The organism is Pseudomonas sp. MS15a(2019), from assembly GCF_013277805.1.
Lineage (GTDB): Bacteria > Pseudomonadota > Gammaproteobacteria > Pseudomonadales > Pseudomonadaceae > Chryseomonas > Chryseomonas benzopyrenica.
This window is the reverse complement of record NZ_VBTN01000003.1, coordinates 375557-394509: the sequence shown is the minus strand read 5'-3', so window position 1 is coordinate 394509 and position 18953 is coordinate 375557. Positions and strand designations below refer to the sequence as shown.

Below are 18953 nucleotides of genomic sequence, written 5' to 3'. Positions count from 1 at the left end.
AGCCCTCCTGGGCAACGCCTCAGTGGCGATAGGGACGTTCCAGGGCGCACTCCGGATTGAGGCGCACGCCGAAGCCGGGCCGATCCAGCGCCGAGGCGCGCATGCGGCCGCGCACCGGGACGGGTTCGTCGAGCAACTGCGGATGGAACATGGGCACCACCTCGTCGGCCTTGGGCGCCATCATCAGGAACTCGGCGAAGGGACTGTTGGTGCGGGTGATGACGAAGTGGTAGCTGTAGACCGAGGAGCCATGGGGCACCACCAGGGCGTTGTGGGCATCGGCCAGGGCCGAGATGCGGATCAGCTCGGTGAGGCCGCCGCACCAGCCCACGTCCGGCTGGAGGATGTCGCAGCAACCCATCTCCAGCAGCAGGCGGAAGCCCCAGCGGGTGGCCTCGTGCTCGCCGGTGGTGACCAGCATGCCCTTCGGCACGTTGCGTTTGAGTTCGGCATAGCCCCAGTAGTCGTCCGGCGGCAGCGCCTCCTCGATCCACTTGAGCCCGAATTGCTGGGCGCCCTGGGCCAGACGGGTAGCGTAGTTGAGGTCCAGGCTCATCCAGCAGTCGAGCATCAGCCAGAAGTCGTCGCCGACCCGCTCGCGCATGGTCGCCAGGGCCTCGAGATTCTTGCGCAGGCCCTCTTCACCCTCGGCCGGGCCGTGCTGCAGCGGCAGCTTGCCACCGATGAAACCCATCTCCTTGGCCAGGTCCGGCCGGGCGCCGGTGGCATAGAACTGCAATTCGTCGCGCACGGCGCCGCCGAGCAACTGGTGTACCGGTTCCTGGCGCAGCTTGCCGAGCAGGTCCCAGAGCGCAAGATCCACTCCGGAGATGGTGTTGAGCACGATGCCCTTGCGGCCGTAGTAGAGAGTCGAGAGGTACATCTGGTCCCAGATCTTTTCCAGGTCGGTGACCTTGGCGCCCTCCAGGAAGCGCGCCAGGTGTCGCTCAACGATGAAGGCGCCCAGCTCGCCGCCGGTGGTGACGGCGAAGCCCACGGTACCGTCACTGGCCTCGACTTCCACCACCAGGGTGCCCAGCACGTTGATGCCGAAGCTGCGGCGGCTCTGGCGGTATTCCGGGTACTTGGCCATGGGCGTGGCGATATGGTCGTCGATCCAGTGGCCGTCGCCCTGGTCGTGATAATCGGCGCCGCCGCCACGAAGGGTGTAGGCGCGCACCTGCTTGATGGTGGGTAGGGTCATGGCGAAGCTCCCTTAGTGACTGGGCGTGAGCTGGGGTTGGGGATCGACCTGGCGACGCTGGCGCAGGCCGAGAATCAGGGCGGCCGCCACCAGGGTGGTCCCGGCGAGCAGATAGAGACCGGCGCCGGGGTGGGCGAAGGTCACCTCGGCCCAGCGCTTGGCCAGGGGCGCGATGAAGCCGCCGATGGCGCCGCAGGTATTGATCAGGGCGATGCCGCCCGCGGCGGCGCTGCCGCGCAACTGGTCGGACGGAAAGGTCCAGAACAGCGGCTGCACGGCGATAAAGCCGGCGGCGGCAAAGCACAGGGCGATCAGCGCATAGAGCGGCGAGAAGGTCACCGATGCAGCGATGCCCAGGCCGGAGATGGCCAGCGTGGCGGCGGCGGTGCGACGGCGTTCGCCGGTGCGATCCGACCAGCTGGGGATCAGCCAGGCGGCGAGCAGGGCGCAGACCCAGGGAATCGCCGAGACCAGGCCGACCAGCAACCCGACCTTCTGCCCGAGCAGCCCGGCCACCTGGGTCGGCAGGTAGAAGACCACGCCATAGACGCTGCCCTGGATCAGCAGGTAGATACTGCACAGTAGGAGGATGCGCGGCTGACTGAGCAGACGAAGCAGCCCGCCGTGATGGGGCTTGGCGGCGTCCTCGGCATCCAGCGCTTCTTGCAGCGCCTGCTTTTCCGCATCGCTCAGCCAGCGCGCATCGCGCGGCCGGTTGTCCAGGTAGAACCAGGCCCAGACCCCCACCAGGCTGGCCAGCACCCCTTCCACCAGGAACATCCATTGCCAGCCGTGCAGGCCGCCGAAGCCGTCGAATTCCAGCAGCAGCCCCGACAACGGGCTGCCGAAGATGAAGGCCAGGGGCGCGCCGAAATAGAAGAAACCCAGCGCCCGGGCGCGATAGCGCGAGGGAAACCAGTAGGTGAGGTAGAGGATGACCCCGGGAAAGAAGCCGGCTTCGGCTACCCCGAGCAGGAAGCGCAGCACATAGAAGGCCGTCGCCGTATGGGCGAACATCATGGCGGCGGAGATCAACCCCCAGGTCACCATGATGCGGCACATCCACAGCCGGGCGCCGACGCGGTGCATGATCAGGTTGCTGGGAATCTCGAGAAAGGCGTAGCCGACGAAGAAGATCCCGGCGCCAAGGGCGAAGGCCGCGTCGGAGATGCCGGTATCGGCCTGGAAGGCGACCTTGGCGAAGCCTACGTTGGCCCGGTCGAGAAAGGCCATGACGTACATCAGCAGCAGGAAGGGCAGCAGGCGCCGGGTGACCTTGGCGACCAGCCCCGGTGACAGGGTGGTGTGCATGGCGATCTCTCTTGTTGTTGTGATTCGGCCACGGCTCAAGGTAGTCGCAGTCGCAATGCCTGGATAATCGCTTTTTGTTTAGGTCCGATACCCTTAAGGTATCGGTTCGCGGTAGGGGCCTGGCCAGAGCCAGGGAGCCCTGCTGGACGCCTCCACTCGCGCTACCAGGATGCTGCCGATGAATGCCTCCCCCCATGCCCGCGCGCTATTCGGTCGGCTGCGCTACAAGCACCTGCTGATGCTGGTGACCCTGGCCGGTACCCGCAATCTGCACCGCGCCGCGGAAGCCCTGCACATGTCGCAGCCAGCGACCACACGGATGCTGCAGGACGTCGAGGAAGCCTTTGGCTGCGTGCTGTTCGAGCGTCAGGCGCGCGGGTTGCAAGCGACCGCGCTGGGAGAAGAGGTCCTCGACTTCGCCAGGCGCGCCCTCAACGGTCTGGATCGTTGCGCCGAAGATCTCAATACGCGACGCGCCGGGGGGTACGGGCATCTCGCAATCGGCGCCATCATGGGTGCCTTGCCCGACCTCGTGGTGCGGGCCATCGCCGAAAGCAAGGCGCGCCAGCCGGGCCTGCAGCTACGCATCCTAGGCGACACCAGCGATCAGCTCACCGAATTGCTCGAGCAGGAACGGATCGACGTGGCCATCGCCCGGTTCACCCAGCCGGCGGACCGCGGGCGTTTCGTCTTCGAGCCGCTGGGCAACGAGCATCTGGCCGTAGTGGTGCGTACCGAACATCCGCTGACCGGTCGCATCACGCCCGATCTGGCGGAACTGGTGGCGGACTGGCCGTGGATCCTGCAACCCGAGGCCAGTCCGGCACGGGTGGCGCTGGAAGCGGCTTTCGCCCGCCGTCAGCTGCCGCCCCCCGCAGACGTCATCGAATGCGGCTCGGTGTTCGCCATGCTGCAACTGGTGCAGATCACCGACGCCATCCTGGTATTAACCGAGGCGGTGGTGCGCGATCACCTGCGTACCGGGCTGATGGTCTCGCTCGACCTGGAAATCACCGAACCCCTGACGCCCTTCGGTATCCTGCTGCGCACGGGGCAGGTACCCAGCGCGGCCCTGGAAGGATTTCTCGGCCTGCTCAGGCAGCAGGCCGCTGGCGCCACGGCCTGAACGAGACGAGGGCTTTCGCCGCCGCCGGTGCACGGCGAGAAATATTTTCTCTACGCCTGTTGTTTCTTCCCTGATAAATCAGTATCTTAGCCGCCGCTGGTGCAGAGAACCCCCGCTGAACAGGTTCTCGGCAACTGCCAGCCGGATGCCGCAAGGCTTCCATGCGCAGCGGTAGTTCAGTCGGTTAGAATACCGGCCTGTCACGCCGGGGGTCGCGGGTTCGAGTCCCGTCCGCTGCGCCATATACCACCCATGAGCTCTGCCTCGCGAGTATCGAAAGAAGCGGCCCTTGTGGCCGCTTTTTTTCGTCCGGTACTTTTGTCGCCAAGTCTTGCTGCCTGGAAACCCCAACGCCTCGGTAGCCTCCAATGGCTATTGTCGGTTTACGGGAGTGGCCATGAAGATCGCCTGTCTGGGTTGGGGTTCGTTGATCTGGAAGGCGGCGGAATTGCCGGTCGCCTCGGACTGGTTCGCCGAGGGCCCCCTGTTGCCCATCGAATTCGCCCGGGAGGGCGACAGCGGCGAATTGGCCACGGTGCTTTGCGAAGGTGTGGCCGAGGTCCAGGTACTCTGGGCGTTTCTTGAGGTCGACACCCTGGAAGCGGCCCGCGAAGCCCTGCGCGAGCGGGAAGGCGTTCCAGTCGAGCAGCCCGCGTGCATTGGCAGCTGGCCAGGCGGTCCGCAATCGCCATTCCAGCAACGAATCGCGGCGTGGGCAGGCGAGCAGGGGCTCGATGCGGTGGTCTGGACCGCCTTGCCGCCACGCAGCGGTGGCCTCAATCAGCGCATGCCCAGCGTGGAAGAGGCGCTCGACTACCTGCGTAAACTCGATCCTGAGCGCCAGGCTCACGCGCGGGACTATATTCGCCGAACGCCGGTGGCCATAGATACCGAATACCGGCGGGTAATAGCCCATACCTTCAATTGGCAGCCCGCGCCTGAAGCGCAGCTGGATCTGGATGCGTCCGCCTGAGGTCCATTCCAGCGCGTTTCTCCAACGCTTTTTCCAAGGAACTGACCGCGGTTCAACCGAGTTCTCATTGATTATGCAAGTTGAGATTGGAACTTTTAATCGGTCGGTCTTCCTTGCGCTATAGCCTGCCACTACCTAATTCACTGGAAACCTTGAGTATTGGCGTCTGACAGCACCGACTCATCGGCTTGGATTAACGTCTTCTTAACATTCAAACTTGCCATCGCGCATAATGCCCCCTATTTTTCAAAAAGGTTATTTGCCACTGGCAACCAAGACATCAATCCTTTATCTTCGCGTTCAAGTTTCGCCCGCGGGCGAAATCATACATTCCCTTTTTCATGTTGTTGTCAGGAGCGTCCATGTCCCGTCTCGCCGAATTCCGTGCTGCCGAAGAACAACTTCGTGCTCAGCTGCAATTGCTCGAAGACCTCAAACAGGACAGTTCCCTGCAGAAGGAAATCGAATTCGAAAGCAAGCTGCAGGAGTTGATGGACGAATACCAGATGAATCTGGGCGATATCATCGGCATCCTGGATCCGAACGCCGCCCCCAAGCACAAGGCCCAGACGCCGCATCCGGAAAAGCCGGTTGGCAAGCGTCGCCCACGCAGCACCAAGCGTTATCAGCACCCCAAGACCGGCGAGATCATCGAGACCAAGGGCGGCAACCACAAGGTGCTCAAGGCTTGGAAAGCCGAACACGGCGCCGATACCGTGGAAGGCTGGTTGCAGTAAGGCGTTACCCGGGTTTCGGTCGGTGCCGTGCAAGACGTGTCTACCGACCGGAATCTTTCTACCGCTAGAGCCGCCTGAGCACGTTCCGCAATTCCGCCAGCATCAGACCGCCAAGATCGGGCGATTGTCGTCCATGCGCATCCTGGTCGCCGATTCCGGTCATATTCATCATATCTTCAATGCTTCTACGCCGGGATTGGAAGGCCATGCCGGTCGCGCTTTTGCAGGCGCTTCGGAAAGTGGTGAAGACTGGGCGGGCAGGTGCTTTTCTTAATGGACGAATCCTATCCAGCCTAGGCGGACTAACCGTCGTAACGCAGGCGATAGCCCACACCGGGTTCCGTCACGATATAACGCGGGGCGACTGGATCGTCTGCCAACTTCTGTCGGAGATGGCCGATCACGATGCGCAAATAATGACTGTCCTGCGCATGAGTCGGGCCCCAGATATCGATCAGCAACTGGCGCTGAGTTACTACGCGTCCTGGATAGTGGGCGAGGGCAGCCAGCACGGCGTATTCCTTGCGCGTCAGAGCGATCTCGCTCGCGGCCAGAGTGACCCGGCGATAGGCGAAATCCACTCTCAAGTCACCCACGTCCAAGGCCGCGATCTGCGGGGTCGCCGTGGCCGGGCTCTGGCGGAGCAGGGCGCGACTGCGCGCCAGGAATTCCTGGATACCGAAGGGCTTGGTCACATAGTCGTTGGCGCCTGCATCCAGGGCGCGCACCTTCTCGCGCTCGTCCGCCCGCACCGACAGCACCAGCACCGGCACCGCGGACCATTCGCGCAATTCGACCAGCACCTCCTGGCCGTCGCGATCGGGCAGGCCCAGGTCGAGGATGACCAGATCCGGCTGGCCCAGCGCCGCCTGGGCGAGGCCCTCGGTGCCGGTGGCGGCTTCACTGACCTGATAGCCCTGGGCCGCGAGGCTGATGCGCAGGAATTTGCGGATCTGGGGTTCGTCGTCGATGACGAGGACGTGAGCGGGCATCTGGGGCTTTCCAGGCAAGAGGGCATCATCATAGCGTCTGGTACTGCAGGGATACGCAGCCTTATTCCGCAGGTGGCGCCGCCGGTAGCGGCAGGTGCATCCGCAGCGTGGTGCCACGACCGTCCAGGCCGTCTTCCACGCTGACCCGCCCGCCATGGGCGCCCACCATGCCCTGGCAGATCGCCAGGCCCAGGCCGGTGCCCTGGCCGCCCCGGTCACCCCGCGCGGCGGTATAGAACATGTCGAAGATCCGTGGGCGCTCTTCCGGCGGGATGCCCGGGCCTTCGTCGGCTACGGCGATCTGCAGTTCACCTCCCTGGCCTAGCAGGCTGATCTCCAGCCGGCCACCGGGTACGGAAAAGCGGATGGCGTTCTCCAGCACATTGACCAGCGCCTGTTCGATCAGCGCCGGATGAACCCAGAGCAGTGGCAGACCCGCCTCGATCCGGGTGGCTACCTGCAATCCGCTCAGCAGCGGCTGCAGGCGCTGCAGGGCGCTGGCGAGGATGTCGCCGGGGTCGACCCAGTCCCGTGCCAGCTGCAAGCTGCCGTGGCCGAGGCGGGTCATGTCTAGCAGATTCTGGATATAGCGATCGAGGCGTTCGGCCTCCTGGCGGGTGGCTTCCAGCAATTCCTGTCGATCGCTGGCGGGAATGGCGTCCCCGAGGGTGGCCAAGGCGTCGATGGAGCCGCGCATCACCGTCAGCGGGGTGCGCAGGTCGTGGGACACCGAGGCGAGCAGGGCGCTGCGCAGCTGTTCGGTCTCGCCGTGCAGGCGGGCGGCCTCCAGATCCTCGCTGAGGCGGACCCGTGCCAGGGCCTGGCCCAGGGGCTGCGCCAGGCTGGCCAGCTGGCGACGCTCCGCGTGGTCCAGGGGTTGGGCGTTGTCTCGTCGCACGCCCAGCACAGCCAAGCTGCCGCTCTCACTCAGCAGCGGCCACCACCACCAGCCGCCGGAGGGCAGGGTGTCGGTGCCGCAACCGGCTGGCTTTTCCTGCTTCCAGGCCCATTCGGCGGCGATGCGTTCGTTGTTGGCCAGGGTCAGATCGCCCGGTTGGGTCACCAACTGCCCGGCCTTTTCCGGCAGCAGCAGGCAGACGTGGCGAGTCGCGTCGCCCAATTGCTTGAGCGTGACACTGACCACCGCCTGGCGATCGCTGGCGGCGCTCAGCTGACGGGTGAAGTCCAGTAGCGCCAGCGTCTCGCGCTGGGTCAGGCGTAGCGCCTGCAGCTGGCGCCGCTGGCGAGCGGCCAGATCCCCGGTGAGCAGCGCCATCAGCAGGAAGAAGGCCAGGGTGAGGACATCCTGCTCGCGGTTGATGGTTAGCGAGAAGGCCGGCGGAATGAACAGGAAATCGTAGGCGAGAAAGCCCAGCAGGGCGCAGAACAGCGCCGGGCCGCGACTGCTGCGTACCGCCACCAGCAGGACGGCGGCAAGAAAGATCAGCGAGATATTGGGCAGTTCCAGCAGCCCGGACAGGCCTTCGGCGATGGCCGCGGCTACCGTGGTCGCCAGGATCGCGGCGCCATAGGGGCCGGGCTTGATCGCCCGCCGCGGGCGGGCGGCGGCCGGGGCGTCGCGATCCAGATCGAGGATGGCGATCTCCAGCCCCTGGGCCAGGCGCAGCAGGCGACTGGCCAGGCGGCGCCTCAGACTGAAGCCGCGCGGGCGGCCGCGGCCGATCAGCAGCACGCTGGCGCGCTGGTCGCGGGCATGGCGGACCAGGGCGCGGGCCGGATCGCTGTCGCGCAGCGTCAGCACCTCGCCACCCAGGCGTTCGGCCAGGCGTTGGCTAGCCTGGAGGTTGGCGCGGGCAGCATCGTCCAGCGGCTGGCCGGTATCGACGTGGACGAGGGTCCAGGGCAGGTGGCGCTGGTCGGCGAGGCGACTGGCATGGCGCACCAGGCGCTCCGCCGAAGGCGCGGTGCCGGCGCCGACGATCAATCGGCCCAGCAGCGGCGGGGCAGCCTGGCCCTGCTGGCGGTATCTCAGGGCGAGCGCCGAATCCACCTGGGCTGCGGCGGTGCGCATGGCCAGTTCACGCAGGGCGGTGAGATTGGTCTGGCTGAAGAAGGCATCGATGGCTGCGCGGGCCTGCTCGGGCACATAGACCTTGCCCTCGCGCAGCCGCTCCAGCAGCTCTCGCGGCGGCAGGTCGATGAGCACCAGGTCATCGGCGTCGAGCAGCACCAGGTCGGGCACGGTCTCGCGGACCTGGACGCCGGTGATGTCGCGCACCTCGTCGTTGAGGCTTTCCAGGTGCTGGACATTGACCGTGGTGTAGACGTGGATGCCGGCGGCGAGCAGATCCTCCACGTCCTGCCAGCGCTTGGCATGGCGACTGCCGGGGGCGTTGCTGTGGGCCAGTTCGTCGACCAGCACCAGCTCCGGCGGATCGGCCAGCAGGCCTTCTAGATCCAGTTCGCTGAGCTTGAGGCCGCGGTGCTCGACCCGCCGCAGCGGTTGCTGGGGCAGGCCGGCGAGGAGGGCGGCGGTCTCCCGCCGCCCATGGGTTTCAACGATCCCGGCGCGCACCCGGCGGCCCTGGCGCAGCGCGGTCTGGGCCGCCTGCAGCATGGCGTAGGTCTTGCCCACGCCGGGCGCCGCCCCCAGGAAGACCTTGAGGCGGCCACGGCCTTCGCGGTGTTCGGCGAGCAGCGCTTCGGCGCGCCCGGTGCTGTCGGTCATTTGCTCAGGTCTGCCAGGGCCAGGTTGAGGAGCAGGACATTAACCGTTGCCGGACCGAAGCGCGAGGTGCGCGTCTGTTCGCTCACCAGGGCTTCCAGGCGCTCCGGCGCCAGGCCGCGCGCGGCTGCGACCCGGGCGATCTGATAGCGGGCGCCGGCCGGGGTGAGGTCCGGGTCGAGGCCGCTGGCGGAGGTGGTCACCAGTTCCTGGGGCACCGGGCCTTGGCCAGCCATCTGGATGTCGGGCAGCGCCTTCTCGATCCGCTCGCCCAGCGCTGGCGACGACTGCGCCAGGTTGCTGGCACTGCTGGAGACGGTGGCGTAGTCGCCGGCGGAAGGGCGCGGCTGGAACCACTCGGGGCCGGTGAATTGCTGGGCGATCAGGCGGGAGCCAATGACGCTGCCGTCGTCGCGGCGGATCAGGCTCCCGCCTGCCTGGTCGGCGAACAGCACTTGGCCGAGCACCGTCACCAGCAGGGGGTAGGCGCCCCCGGTCAAGGCGCTGAGCAACAGGAGCATCAGCGCGGCGGAACGTAATTGCATGAGCATGGCGGTCTCCTCAGACCAGACCCAGGGCGCCGAGCGCCAGGTCGATAGCTTTGATGCCGATGAAGGGCACGACGATGCCGCCCAGCCCATAGATCAGCAGGTTGCGGCGCAACAGGGCGGCGGCGCTGGCGGCCTTGACCCGTACCCCGCGCAGCGCCAGGGGAATCAGCGCGACAATGATCAGGGCGTTGAACACGATGGCCGACAGGATGGCGCTCTGCGGACTGGCCAAGTGCATCACGTTGAGCACGTTCAGCTGCGGATAGATGCCGGCGAACAGCGCGGGCAGGATGGCGAAGTACTTGGCCACGTCGTTGGCCACCGAAAAGGTGGTCAGGGCGCCGCGGGTCACCAGCAACTCCTTGCCCACCTGCACCACGTCGAGCAGCTTGGTGGGGTCCGAATCCAGATCCACCAGGTTGGCGGCCTCGCGGGCGGCCTGGGTGCCATCGTTCATCGCCATGCCGACATCGGCCTGGGCCAGGGCCGGGGCGTCGTTGGCGCCGTCACCGCACATGGCCACCAGCTTGCCCTCGGCCTGTTCGCTGCGGATGCGCTCCAGCTTCTTCTCGGGCGTGGCTTCGGCGATGACATCATCCACCCCGGCCTCGGCGGCGATGGCGGTAGCGGTCAGGGGGTTGTCGCCGGTCACCATCACGGTGCGGATGCCCAGGGTACGCAGCTCGGCGAAACGCTCGCGGATGCCCGGCTTGACCACGTCCTTGAGGTGGATGGCGCCCAGCAGCCGGCCTTCGCCGCAGACCAGCAGCGGGGTGCCGCCACTCTTGGCGATGGTCTCGATCTCCCGGGCCAATACCTCCGGCAGGTCGGCGCGGGTCTGGCCGAGAAACATCAGCACGGCGTCCACCGCACCCTTGCGATACTCGCGGCCCTGCCAGTCGATGCCCGACAGGCGCGTCTCGGCGCTGAAGGGAATGGGCGTGACCTGGGCGCGCGGCGGCTCCTCCAGCGGGTGCAGGTTGCGCAGGTATTCCACCACCGAGCGGCCTTCCGGGGTTTCGTCGGCAAGGGAGGCATAGAGGGCGCCCTCCGCCAGGGCCTTGGGGGTGATGCCCTGGGCCGCGTACAGGGCGCTGCACCGGCGATTGCCGAAGGTGATGGTGCCGGTCTTGTCCAGCAGCAGGGTATGGACGTCACCGGCGGCTTCCACGGCGCGCCCCGAGGTGGCGATCACGTTCAGCCGCACCAGGCGATCCATGCCGGCGATGCCGATGGCCGAGAGCAGGCCGCCGATGGTGGTGGGGATCAGGGTTACCAGCAGCGCTACCAGGAAAAGCAGCGGCAGCTCGCCACCGGCCAGGGCGGCGAAGGGCTGCAGGGTCACCACCACCAGCAGGAAGATCAGCGTCAGGCCGATCAGCAGGATGTCCAAGGCGACCTCGTTGGGGGTCTTCTGGCGCTTGGCGCCTTCCACCAGGGCGATCATGCGGTCCAGGGTCGATTCGCCGGGGTTGGCGGTGATGCGCACCCGGATCCAGTCCGACACCACTCGGGTGTTGCCGGTGACGGCCGAGCGATCGCCGCCGGATTCGCGGATCACCGGCGCCGATTCACCGGTGATGGCCGCCTCGTTGACCGCGGCCACGCCTTCGATGATCTCGCCGTCACCGGGGATCAGCTCGCCGGCTTCCACACGCACGATCTGGCCCTTGCGCAGCGAGCTGGCCGGCACCATGCGCTGCTCGCCGTTTTCCTCCAGGCGCGCGGCGAGGTTCTGGCCGATGCCCTTGAGGCTGTCGGCGCGCGCCTTGCCACGCCCCTCGGCGAGGGCTTCGGCGAAGTTGGCGAACAGCAGGGTGAACCACAGCCAGAGGGTGATCTGCACCGCCACCCCGGTGCTCACGCCATTGTTGGGCGCCAGGCACAGCAGGGTGGAGAACAGCGCGGTGATCTCCACCACGAACATCACCGGCGAGCGGATCTGCTGGCGCGGGTCGAGCTTGACGAAGGCCTGCCGCAGCGCCTGGCGCCACAGGGTGCCAGGGGTAGGAGTGGGCAGGGTGTGGGTCTGGGCATCCATTTCAGCGGACTCCGAACAGTTGCAGATGGTCGGCGATCGGCCCCAGGGCGAGCGTCGGCAGGAAGGTCAGGCCGCCCACCAGCAGCAGGGTGATCACCAGCAGGGTGACGAACAGCGGCCCGTGGGTGGGAAAGCTGTTGGGGCCGAGCGGCACGGGTCGCTTGGCGGCCAGGCTGCCGGCGATGGCCAGGATCGGCAGGATGTAGCCGAAGCGACCGATCAGCAGGGCCAGGCTCAGCATCAGGTTGTGGAAGGGGGTGTTGGCGCTGAAACCGCCAAAGGCCGAGCCGTTGTTGGCCGTGGCCGAGGTGTAGGCATAGAGCAGCTGGCTGAAACCATGGGGGCCGCTGGCGCCGATCCCGGCCACGCCGGCCGGAACGCCGGCAGCGATGGCGCCCAGCACCAGCACGCCCAGCGGCATGACCAGCAGGGTCGCCACCAGCAGCCGCACCTCGGGGGCTTCCAGCTTCTTGCCCAGGTATTCCGGGGTACGACCCACCATCAGGCCGGCGATGAAGACGGCGATCAGCACATTGAGCAGCATGCCGTAGAGACCGGCGCCGACGCCGCCAAAGATCACCTCGCCGAGCATCATGTTGAACAGGGCGATCAGGCCGGTCAGGGGTGCCAGGCTGTCATGCATGGCGTTCACCGAGCCGTTGGAGGCGGCGGTGGTCACCGTTGCCCAGAGCGCCGAGGCGGTACCGCCGAAGCGGGTCTCCAGGCCTTCCAGGGACGCCCCCTGGGTGATCGACAGGCCGGCCAGCGCGGGGTTGGCGTGGTTCTGGGCACCGATGGCCACGGCGCCTCCGACCACCAGCAGGCTGAACATGGCGGCGAAGATCGCCCAGCTCTGCCGCCGATCCTTGACGTAGTGGCCAAAGCTGAACACCAGCGCGGCCGGAATCATCAGGATGGCCGACAGCTCCAGCAGATCGCTCAGCGCCGTGGGGTTCTCGAAGGGGTGCGCCGAGTTGACGCCAAAGAAGCCGCCGCCGTTGGTACCCAGCTGCTTGATCGCGATCTGGCTGGCCGCCGGGCCCAGTGGCAGGGTCTGGCTAGCGCCCTGCAGGGTGGTGGCATCGACATAGGCGGCGAAGGTCTGGGGCACGCCCTGCCAGATCAGCAGCAGCGCCAGGGGCACGCACAGCGGCAGCAGCACATAGAAGGTGGCGCGAAACAGATCGACCCAGAAATTGCCGATCTCCTGGGCGCTACGGCGGGTGATGCCGCGGGCCAGGGCGGCCAGCACGGCCACGCCCACCGCGGCGCTGACGAAGTTCTGCACGCCCAGGCCAACCATCTGGCTGAAGTAGCTCAGCGAGGCTTCGCCGCTGTAGGCCTGCCAGTTGGTGTTGGTGACGAAGCTGATGGCGGTGTTCAGCGCCAGGGTCCATTCCAGACCGGGCAGATGCTGCGGATTGAGCGGCAGACTGCCCTGCAGCAGCAGGATGGTGAACAGCAGGATGATCCCCAGCCCGTTGAACAGCACCAGGGCGATGGCATAGGTGCGCCAGTCCTGGCCGCGGCCATCGGTGCCCACCACCTTGAGGGTCAGGCGCTCCAGGGGCCCGCCGACAAAGGTCAGCCAGGTCCGCTCGCCTTCCAGCGCGCGGTAGAAGTAGCGCCCCAGGAAGGGCGCGGGAAGAAAGGTCAGGGCCAGGAAGGCCAGGATCAGGAACGCGGCTTGGCTGTCCATGCCGCCTCCCTAGGACCGGCCGGCGCGCAGCAGCGCCGCCAGCAGATAGACGAACAGACCCAGTGCCAGGAGCAGGGCCAGAAGATTCCAGGGGGTCATCGCGAGTTCTCCAGAGACGGCCGTTGCCGCGTGGAGAAATTGTCGGGAGGAGGGGTGTAAAGAAGCGAGGCGGGGAGCGGTGGCGGGGCGTAAAGAAAGCGTTAAATCGGCCCCGCCAGTGCTGGCGGGGCCTTGCAACTATTGCTTGGGCGCGGCCTGCTGTTCTTCCTTGGCCTTCTTGTTGGCCTCGTGGTGACCGATGGCGCAGCCCGCCGCTGCACCGGCAACGCCGTGACCACCGGCGACGTGGCCCGCGGCGCCGCCGACCACGGCGCCCTTGACGCAACCGGCGGCGAAGGTGGCTTGGCTGGCGCCGAGCAGCAGAACAGACAGGGCAAGGGTAGGCAGGAGCTTCATGGTGGCGACCTCTCGTGGGTGCGAAGTAATGTCCTGTAACAATTGACCTTGCCGAGCCTCGCCAGTTCTCCTGCGCTACAGCTTGGCCGCCAAGTCGCCCTGGACGCCATTAATCACCTGGGTCGTTGGCGGACTATCGATATCGCGGCCATGGCCCGCTCCTACAGCCATGCCTGAAGCTGTAGGAGCGGGCCATGGCCGCGATACGGACTGGGCTTGGGAGAGCGTGAAGAGTCTGCGTTAAAGCCGTCTCAGGCGCTGTGCGAATGGCTGCTTCGGTGAATAGTCGCGATGTTGATAGCGACTCATGTCCACCGCTGGAAAGCGCCTCATCGCATTCAGGAATGACCGTGCTGCTGCTCTTCCTTGGCCTTCGCCGCCAGGTGATGGCCGATGACGCAACCGGCGACGGCACCGGCGATGGCGTGGTGACCGGCCACATGCCCCGCCACGCCGCCAACCACGGCGCCCTTGATACAACCCGCTGCCATCGTCGTCTGACTGAGACCGAGCAGCAGGGTGGATAGGCTCACGATAACAAGACGTTTCATGAGGTGATCTCGGTAGATGGAAAACTTGAGGGTAGGGCGTTTGGGTTAACCGCCGCTTAAGACCGGTTCAAGGGGAGGCAGCTGTCCTGGACAGCCAGGATCGCGGCGCAATAAAAAACCGCCCCGAAGGGCGGTTTCTCAGTACCTAACGCTAACGTCAGACTTCGACGGCGGCGATACGGGCCTTCTCGGCGCTTTCACGGAATTCGGCGATCTGGTCGAAGCTCAGGTAGCGGTAGACGTCCGCGGCCATGCTGTCGATGCTCTTCGCGTATTCCATGTATTCCTCGACGGTGGGCAGCTTGCCCAGGATCGAGGCCACCGCGGCCAGTTCCGCCGACGCCAGGTAGACGTTGGCGCCGTCGCCCAGGCGGTTGGGGAAGTTACGGGTGGAGGTGGACACCACGGTGGCGTTGGCGGCTACGCGGGCCTGGTTGCCCATGCACAGCGAGCAGCCCGGCATTTCCATGCGTGCGCCAGCCTTGCCGTAGATGCCGTAGTAGCCTTCCTCGGTCAGCTGGTGCTGGTCCATCTTGGTCGGCGGCGACAGCCACAGGCGGGTCGGAATCGAGCCCTTGACCTTGTCCAGCAGCTTGCCGGCGGCGCGGAAGTGACCGATGTTGGTCATGCAGGAACCGATGAACACCTCGTCGATCTTGTCGCCGGCCACCTGGGACAGCAGGCGGGCGTCGTCCGGATCGTTCGGGGCGCACAGGACGGGCTCGTTGACCTCGGACAGGTCGATCTCGATGACTTCGCTGTATTCGGCGTCGGCATCGGCGGCGAGCAGTTCCGGGTTGGCGATCCAGGCCTCCATGGCGCGCGCACGGCGCTCCAGGGTACGCGGGTCACCGTAGCCTTCCTCGATCATCCAGCGCAGCAGGGTGATGTTGGACTGCAGGTACTCGGTGATGGACTCCGGCGACAGCTTGATGGTGCAGCCGGCGGCGGAGCGCTCGGCGGAGGCATCGGACAGCTCGAACGCCTGCTCCACGGTCAGGTCTTCCAGGCCTTCGATCTCGAGGATGCGGCCGGAGAAGATGTTCTTCTTGCCTTTCTTCTCGACGGTCAGCAGGCCCTTCTGGATGGCGTAGTAGGGAATGGCATGCACTAGGTCACGCAGGGTGATCCCGGGCTGCATCTTGCCCTTGAAGCGCACCAGTACCGACTCCGGCATGTCCAGCGGCATGACGCCGGTGGCCGCGGCGAAGGCGACCAGACCGGAACCGGCCGGGAAGGAGATGCCGATCGGGAAGCGGGTGTGGGAATCGCCACCGGTGCCGACGGTGTCGGGCAGCAGCATGCGGTTCAGCCAGCTGTGGATGATGCCGTCGCCCGGACGCAGGGAAACACCGCCACGGGTGCGGATGAAATCCGGCAGGGTGTGGTGGGTCTTGACGTCGATGGGCTTGGGATAGGCCGCGGTATGGCAGAAGGACTGCATCACCAGGTCAGCCGAGAAGCCCAGGCAGGCCAGGTCCTTCAGCTCGTCGCGGGTCATCGGGCCAGTGGTGTCCTGGGAGCCCACGGTGGTCATCTTCGGCTCGCAGTAGGTGCCGGGGCGCACGCCCTCGACGCCGCAGGCCTTGCCGACCATCTTCTGCGCCAGGGTGTAGCCCTTGCTGCTCTCGGCCGGCTGGTCCGGCTTGTTGAACAGGTCGGTCGGACCCATGCCCAGTTCGGCACGCGCCTTCTCGGTCAGGCCACGGCCGACGATCAGCGGGATACGGCCGCCGGCGCGGACTTCGTCCAGCAGCACGGGGGTCTTGAGTTCGAAGGTGGCGAGCACCTCGTCGCTGCCATGGCGGGTGACCTTGCCAGCCTTGGGATAGACGTCGATGACGTCGCCCATTTCCAGCTCAGACACGTCGAATTCGATCGGCAGGGCACCGGCGTCTTCCATGGTGTTGTAGAAGATCGGCGCGATCTTGGAGCCGAAGCAGAAACCGCCCGCGCGCTTGTTGGGCACGTAGGGGATGTCGTCGCCGAAGAACCACAGCACCGAGTTGGTGGCGGACTTGCGGGAAGAACCGGTGCCGACCACGTCACCGACGTAGGCGACCGGGAAGCCCTTGGCACGCACTTCCTCGATCTGCTTGAGCGGACCGATGCTGCCTTGTTGCTCGGGCACGATGCCGTCGCGGGCCATCTTCAGCATGGCCAGGGCGTGCAGCGGGATGTCCGGACGCGACCAGGCGTCAGGGGCGGGGGAGAGGTCGTCGGTGTTGGTCTCGCCTGGCACCTTGAACACGGTCAGGGTGTACTTCTCGGCGATTTCCGGACGCTTCTTGTACCACTCGCCTTCGGCCCAGGACTGCATGACGGCCTTGGCGTGGGCATTGCCCGCCTTGGCTTTCTCGGCCACGTCGTGGAAGGCGTCGAACATCAGCAGGGTGTGCTTGAGTTGCTCGGCGGCCACGGCGCCCAGTTCGGCGTCGTCCAGCAGCTCGACCAGGGTGGCGATGTTGTAGCCGCCCTGCATGGTGCCCAGCAGCTCGGTAGCGCGCTGACGGGAGATCAGCGGGGACTGGGCTTCGCCCTTGGCGATGGCGGAGAGGAAACCGGCCTTCACGTAGGCGGCTTCGTCGACGCCCGGCGGTACGCGGTTGGTAATGAGGTCGACGAGGAATTCTTCCTCACCGGCCGGGGGATTCTTCAGCAGTTCGACCAGACCGGCCGTTTGTTCGGCGTTCAGCGGCTGGGGCACGATGCCCTGGGCGGCACGCTCTTCTACGTGTTTACGATAGGCTTCAAGCACAGGTTGACCCTCATCAGTGGTCCAATATTGCGTCCGGGGGCTGGCGCCCCGAAATGTATCCGGCAGGGTATGACGGGGGAGGCTGCGGGCAGGACCGCCGTCGCGCCGGACGCATTCCGCTGGAAGCTGTTTTCAAAGTTTTACGCCGGCTGCTGGAGAGCTAATCGGCAGCAGGCGGTTGATGAGGCCGCCGCTGCCGGATCGCCGGATACTTTGCTCGTGACGCTTTGAAAACAGCTTCGTATCGGACATTGCGCCTATAAGGCTGCCTAATTCTACGCCAAGCCTCTGACGAAGTTAAGCGCCGCGTTGTCGCATCGTGTGCGTCACGCCGTTAGACCTTGGCCGTAGCCTAGCGACCCAGATGCGCGAAGCGTCCGCTGAAGGGCTTGGCGATGGGATAGGCCAGGTCACCGTGCTTGCTGGTGCCCAGGCCCAGGTCGACCAAGGATTCGGCCAGCTTGACCGCGGCGCTGACACCTTCGATCACCGGAATGCCGATGGCCTCGCTCAGGGCTTCGCGCAGATCGGCCATGCCGCCACAGCCCAGCACGATGGCCCCGGCACCTTCCTCGTCCCGGGCGCGACGCCCCTCGGCGGCGATCAGCTCGATCAGGCTGTCGTCGGCGGCCTCCAACGCCAGCACCGGCAGGTCGATGCAGCGCACCGAGGTGCACAGCTCGGCAAAGCCGTAACGCTGCAGCAGGTGCTCGGCGATGATGCGGGTGCGGGTGAGGGTGGTCACCACGGCGAAGCGGGTGGCCAGCAGGCTGGCCAGGTGAAAACCGGCCTCGGCGATACCCAGCACCGGCCCCTTGGCCATTTCCCGCGCGGCCAGCAGGCCCGGATCGCCGAAGCAGGCGATGACATGGGCCGCGCAGCCCGCGTCGACGCCCTTGCGCATTTCCTCGATCACGCCAACCGCAGCCACGGCTTCGTCGTAGTGACTCTCGATGGAAACCGGACCGGCTTCGGGGTTGCTGGCGAGAATGGTGGTACCCGGGCGGGCGATGGCCTGGGCTGCGCGACCGATCTTGGCGGTCATGTTGGCGCTGGTATTGGGATTGATGACCTGAATCTGCATGGGACGCCTCAACTGCGTTTGAAGATGCTGCGGAAATCGGGCTCGGCGGCCACAGGCCGGTCGATCCGCAGGGATTCGCGGATCAGGCGCAGATGCTGCGCCATCCAGTCGCTGGCGGCCGCGCCCTTGCCCTGGACGAGCAGGTCCAGCAGGTCTTCGTGCTGGCCGCAATCGCAACCCAGACTGTGCCGCGAGCCATAGATGGCGATCAGCAGCGAGGAGCGACTGGCCAGTTGGGCGACCTGCTCGGTCAGCACCTGATTGTCGGCGAGGGCGGCGAGTTCGACGTGGAAGCGCGCGGACAGCTGGATCGCCAGGCTGTGGCGGCCGCCATGCTGGGCCTCGTGCTCCTCGAGGCACAGCTGCCGCAGGGGCGCGAGCTGGGCGCTGTCGACCCGTGCGGCCACCAGGGGCATCAGCGCCGGTTCGATCAGCTGGCGTGCGGCGAGGATGTCCTGGGCTTCCTTGGCGCTGGGCTGGGCGACCTGGGCACCGCGATTGGCGCGCAGGGTCACCAGGCGTTCCAGGGCCAGCCGCTGCAGCACCTTGCGAATGCCGGTGCGGCTGATGCCGAAGGTTTCCGCCAGGGTGTCTTCCGGCAGCCGGGTGCCCGGAGTCAGGCGATGCTCGACGATGGCGTCGAGGATGTCCTGGTAGATCCGCTCGTCCCGGGGCGAGGCGGCAACGGCGAGCGGCGAGGGTACTGCACTCATGGGCTGGCTCCGGCGATTTGCCTATATTGTATACAAGTTATGGGGCCTCGACGATGGGGGAATCTGGTCGA

At 66.2% G+C, this 18953-nt stretch carries 17 protein-coding genes and 1 tRNA gene; 5 read left to right on the top strand and 13 right to left on the bottom strand.

Annotated elements, in window-relative coordinates; all coding sequences use genetic code 11:
• Window positions 1–19: 19 nt before the first annotated feature.
• Together rhmD and FEZ61_RS05395 are read right to left on the bottom strand one after the other, a co-directional pair.
• A complete protein-coding gene (gene rhmD, locus FEZ61_RS05400) occupies window positions 20–1204 on the bottom strand; it encodes an L-rhamnonate dehydratase (protein WP_027599531.1) in 1185 nt (394 codons plus the stop codon).
• A 12-nt stretch (window positions 1205–1216) separates the two neighbouring features.
• Entirely contained in the window at window positions 1217–2515 is a 1299-nt protein-coding gene (locus tag FEZ61_RS05395; protein ID WP_064308597.1) for an MFS transporter, read from the bottom strand.
• A gap of 178 nt (window positions 2516–2693) precedes the next feature.
• On the opposite strand from FEZ61_RS05395, the gene FEZ61_RS05390 reads away from it, so the two are divergent.
• From FEZ61_RS05390 to FEZ61_RS05370, 5 genes are all read left to right on the top strand, one after another.
• Window positions 2694–3641, top strand: coding sequence for a LysR family transcriptional regulator (locus FEZ61_RS05390; RefSeq protein WP_064308596.1), 948 nt, complete (start codon window positions 2694–2696; stop codon window positions 3639–3641).
• 165 nt (window positions 3642–3806) lie between these two features.
• A tRNA-Asp gene (locus FEZ61_RS05385) sits at window positions 3807–3883 on the top strand.
• A 155-nt stretch (window positions 3884–4038) separates the two neighbouring features.
• Window positions 4039–4614, top strand: coding sequence for a hypothetical protein (locus tag FEZ61_RS05380; RefSeq protein WP_017640461.1), 576 nt, complete (start codon window positions 4039–4041; stop codon window positions 4612–4614).
• A 362-nt stretch (window positions 4615–4976) separates the two neighbouring features.
• Window positions 4977–5351 carry a histone-like nucleoid-structuring protein, MvaT/MvaU family gene (locus tag FEZ61_RS05375; protein WP_017640462.1) on the top strand — a complete coding sequence of 125 codons (375 nt, stop codon included), beginning with the start codon at window positions 4977–4979 and terminating at the stop codon, window positions 5349–5351.
• Window positions 5352–5484: 133 nt separating this feature from the next.
• Entirely contained in the window at window positions 5485–5625 is a 141-nt protein-coding gene (locus FEZ61_RS05370; RefSeq protein ID WP_156522342.1) for a hypothetical protein, read from the top strand.
• A gap of 28 nt (window positions 5626–5653) precedes the next feature.
• Here the strand turns inward: FEZ61_RS05370 and FEZ61_RS05365 are convergent, their stop codons facing one another.
• The 11 genes from FEZ61_RS05365 to FEZ61_RS05315 form a co-directional block, all read right to left on the bottom strand.
• Window positions 5654–6343 (bottom strand): response regulator, encoded by a 690-nt coding sequence (locus FEZ61_RS05365; protein WP_064308595.1) that lies wholly within the window; start codon window positions 6341–6343, stop codon window positions 5654–5656.
• A gap of 61 nt (window positions 6344–6404) precedes the next feature.
• On the bottom strand, window positions 6405–9032 hold the full coding sequence (locus FEZ61_RS05360) for a sensor histidine kinase KdpD (protein WP_173147596.1): 2628 nt from the start codon (window positions 9030–9032) through the stop codon (window positions 6405–6407).
• Window positions 9029–9580: a potassium-transporting ATPase subunit KdpC gene (kdpC, locus tag FEZ61_RS05355; protein ID WP_173147594.1), complete on the bottom strand. Its 552-nt coding sequence runs from the start codon at window positions 9578–9580 to the stop codon at window positions 9029–9031. Before kdpC ends, FEZ61_RS05360 begins: the two co-directional genes overlap by 4 nt.
• 10 nt (window positions 9581–9590) lie before the next feature.
• The gene (gene kdpB, locus FEZ61_RS05350; RefSeq protein WP_173147592.1) at window positions 9591–11621 is read right to left on the bottom strand and encodes a potassium-transporting ATPase subunit KdpB; all 2031 of its coding nucleotides are present in this window, start codon (window positions 11619–11621) and stop codon (window positions 9591–9593) included.
• Between the two features lies 1 nt (window position 11622).
• Window positions 11623–13320 (bottom strand): potassium-transporting ATPase subunit KdpA, encoded by a 1698-nt coding sequence (kdpA, locus tag FEZ61_RS05345; protein ID WP_173147590.1) that lies wholly within the window; start codon window positions 13318–13320, stop codon window positions 11623–11625.
• A 9-nt stretch (window positions 13321–13329) separates the two neighbouring features.
• Window positions 13330–13419 carry a potassium-transporting ATPase subunit F gene (locus FEZ61_RS05340; RefSeq protein WP_017640468.1) on the bottom strand — a complete coding sequence of 30 codons (90 nt, stop codon included), beginning with the start codon at window positions 13417–13419 and terminating at the stop codon, window positions 13330–13332.
• Between the two features lie 138 nt (window positions 13420–13557).
• Window positions 13558–13776, bottom strand: coding sequence for a hypothetical protein (locus FEZ61_RS05335; RefSeq protein ID WP_158897040.1), 219 nt, complete (start codon window positions 13774–13776; stop codon window positions 13558–13560).
• Between the two features lie 338 nt (window positions 13777–14114).
• Entirely contained in the window at window positions 14115–14327 is a 213-nt protein-coding gene (locus FEZ61_RS05330) for a hypothetical protein (RefSeq protein WP_093251390.1), read from the bottom strand.
• 157 nt (window positions 14328–14484) lie between these two features.
• Window positions 14485–17085: a bifunctional aconitate hydratase 2/2-methylisocitrate dehydratase gene (gene acnB, locus FEZ61_RS05325; RefSeq protein WP_160922539.1), complete on the bottom strand. Its 2601-nt coding sequence runs from the start codon at window positions 17083–17085 to the stop codon at window positions 14485–14487.
• A gap of 352 nt (window positions 17086–17437) precedes the next feature.
• Entirely contained in the window at window positions 17438–18169 is a 732-nt protein-coding gene (locus tag FEZ61_RS05320; protein WP_093251383.1) for an aspartate/glutamate racemase family protein, read from the bottom strand.
• A gap of 8 nt (window positions 18170–18177) precedes the next feature.
• Entirely contained in the window at window positions 18178–18882 is a 705-nt protein-coding gene (locus tag FEZ61_RS05315; RefSeq protein ID WP_017640473.1) for a GntR family transcriptional regulator, read from the bottom strand.
• Between the last annotated feature and the right edge of the window lie 71 nt (window positions 18883–18953).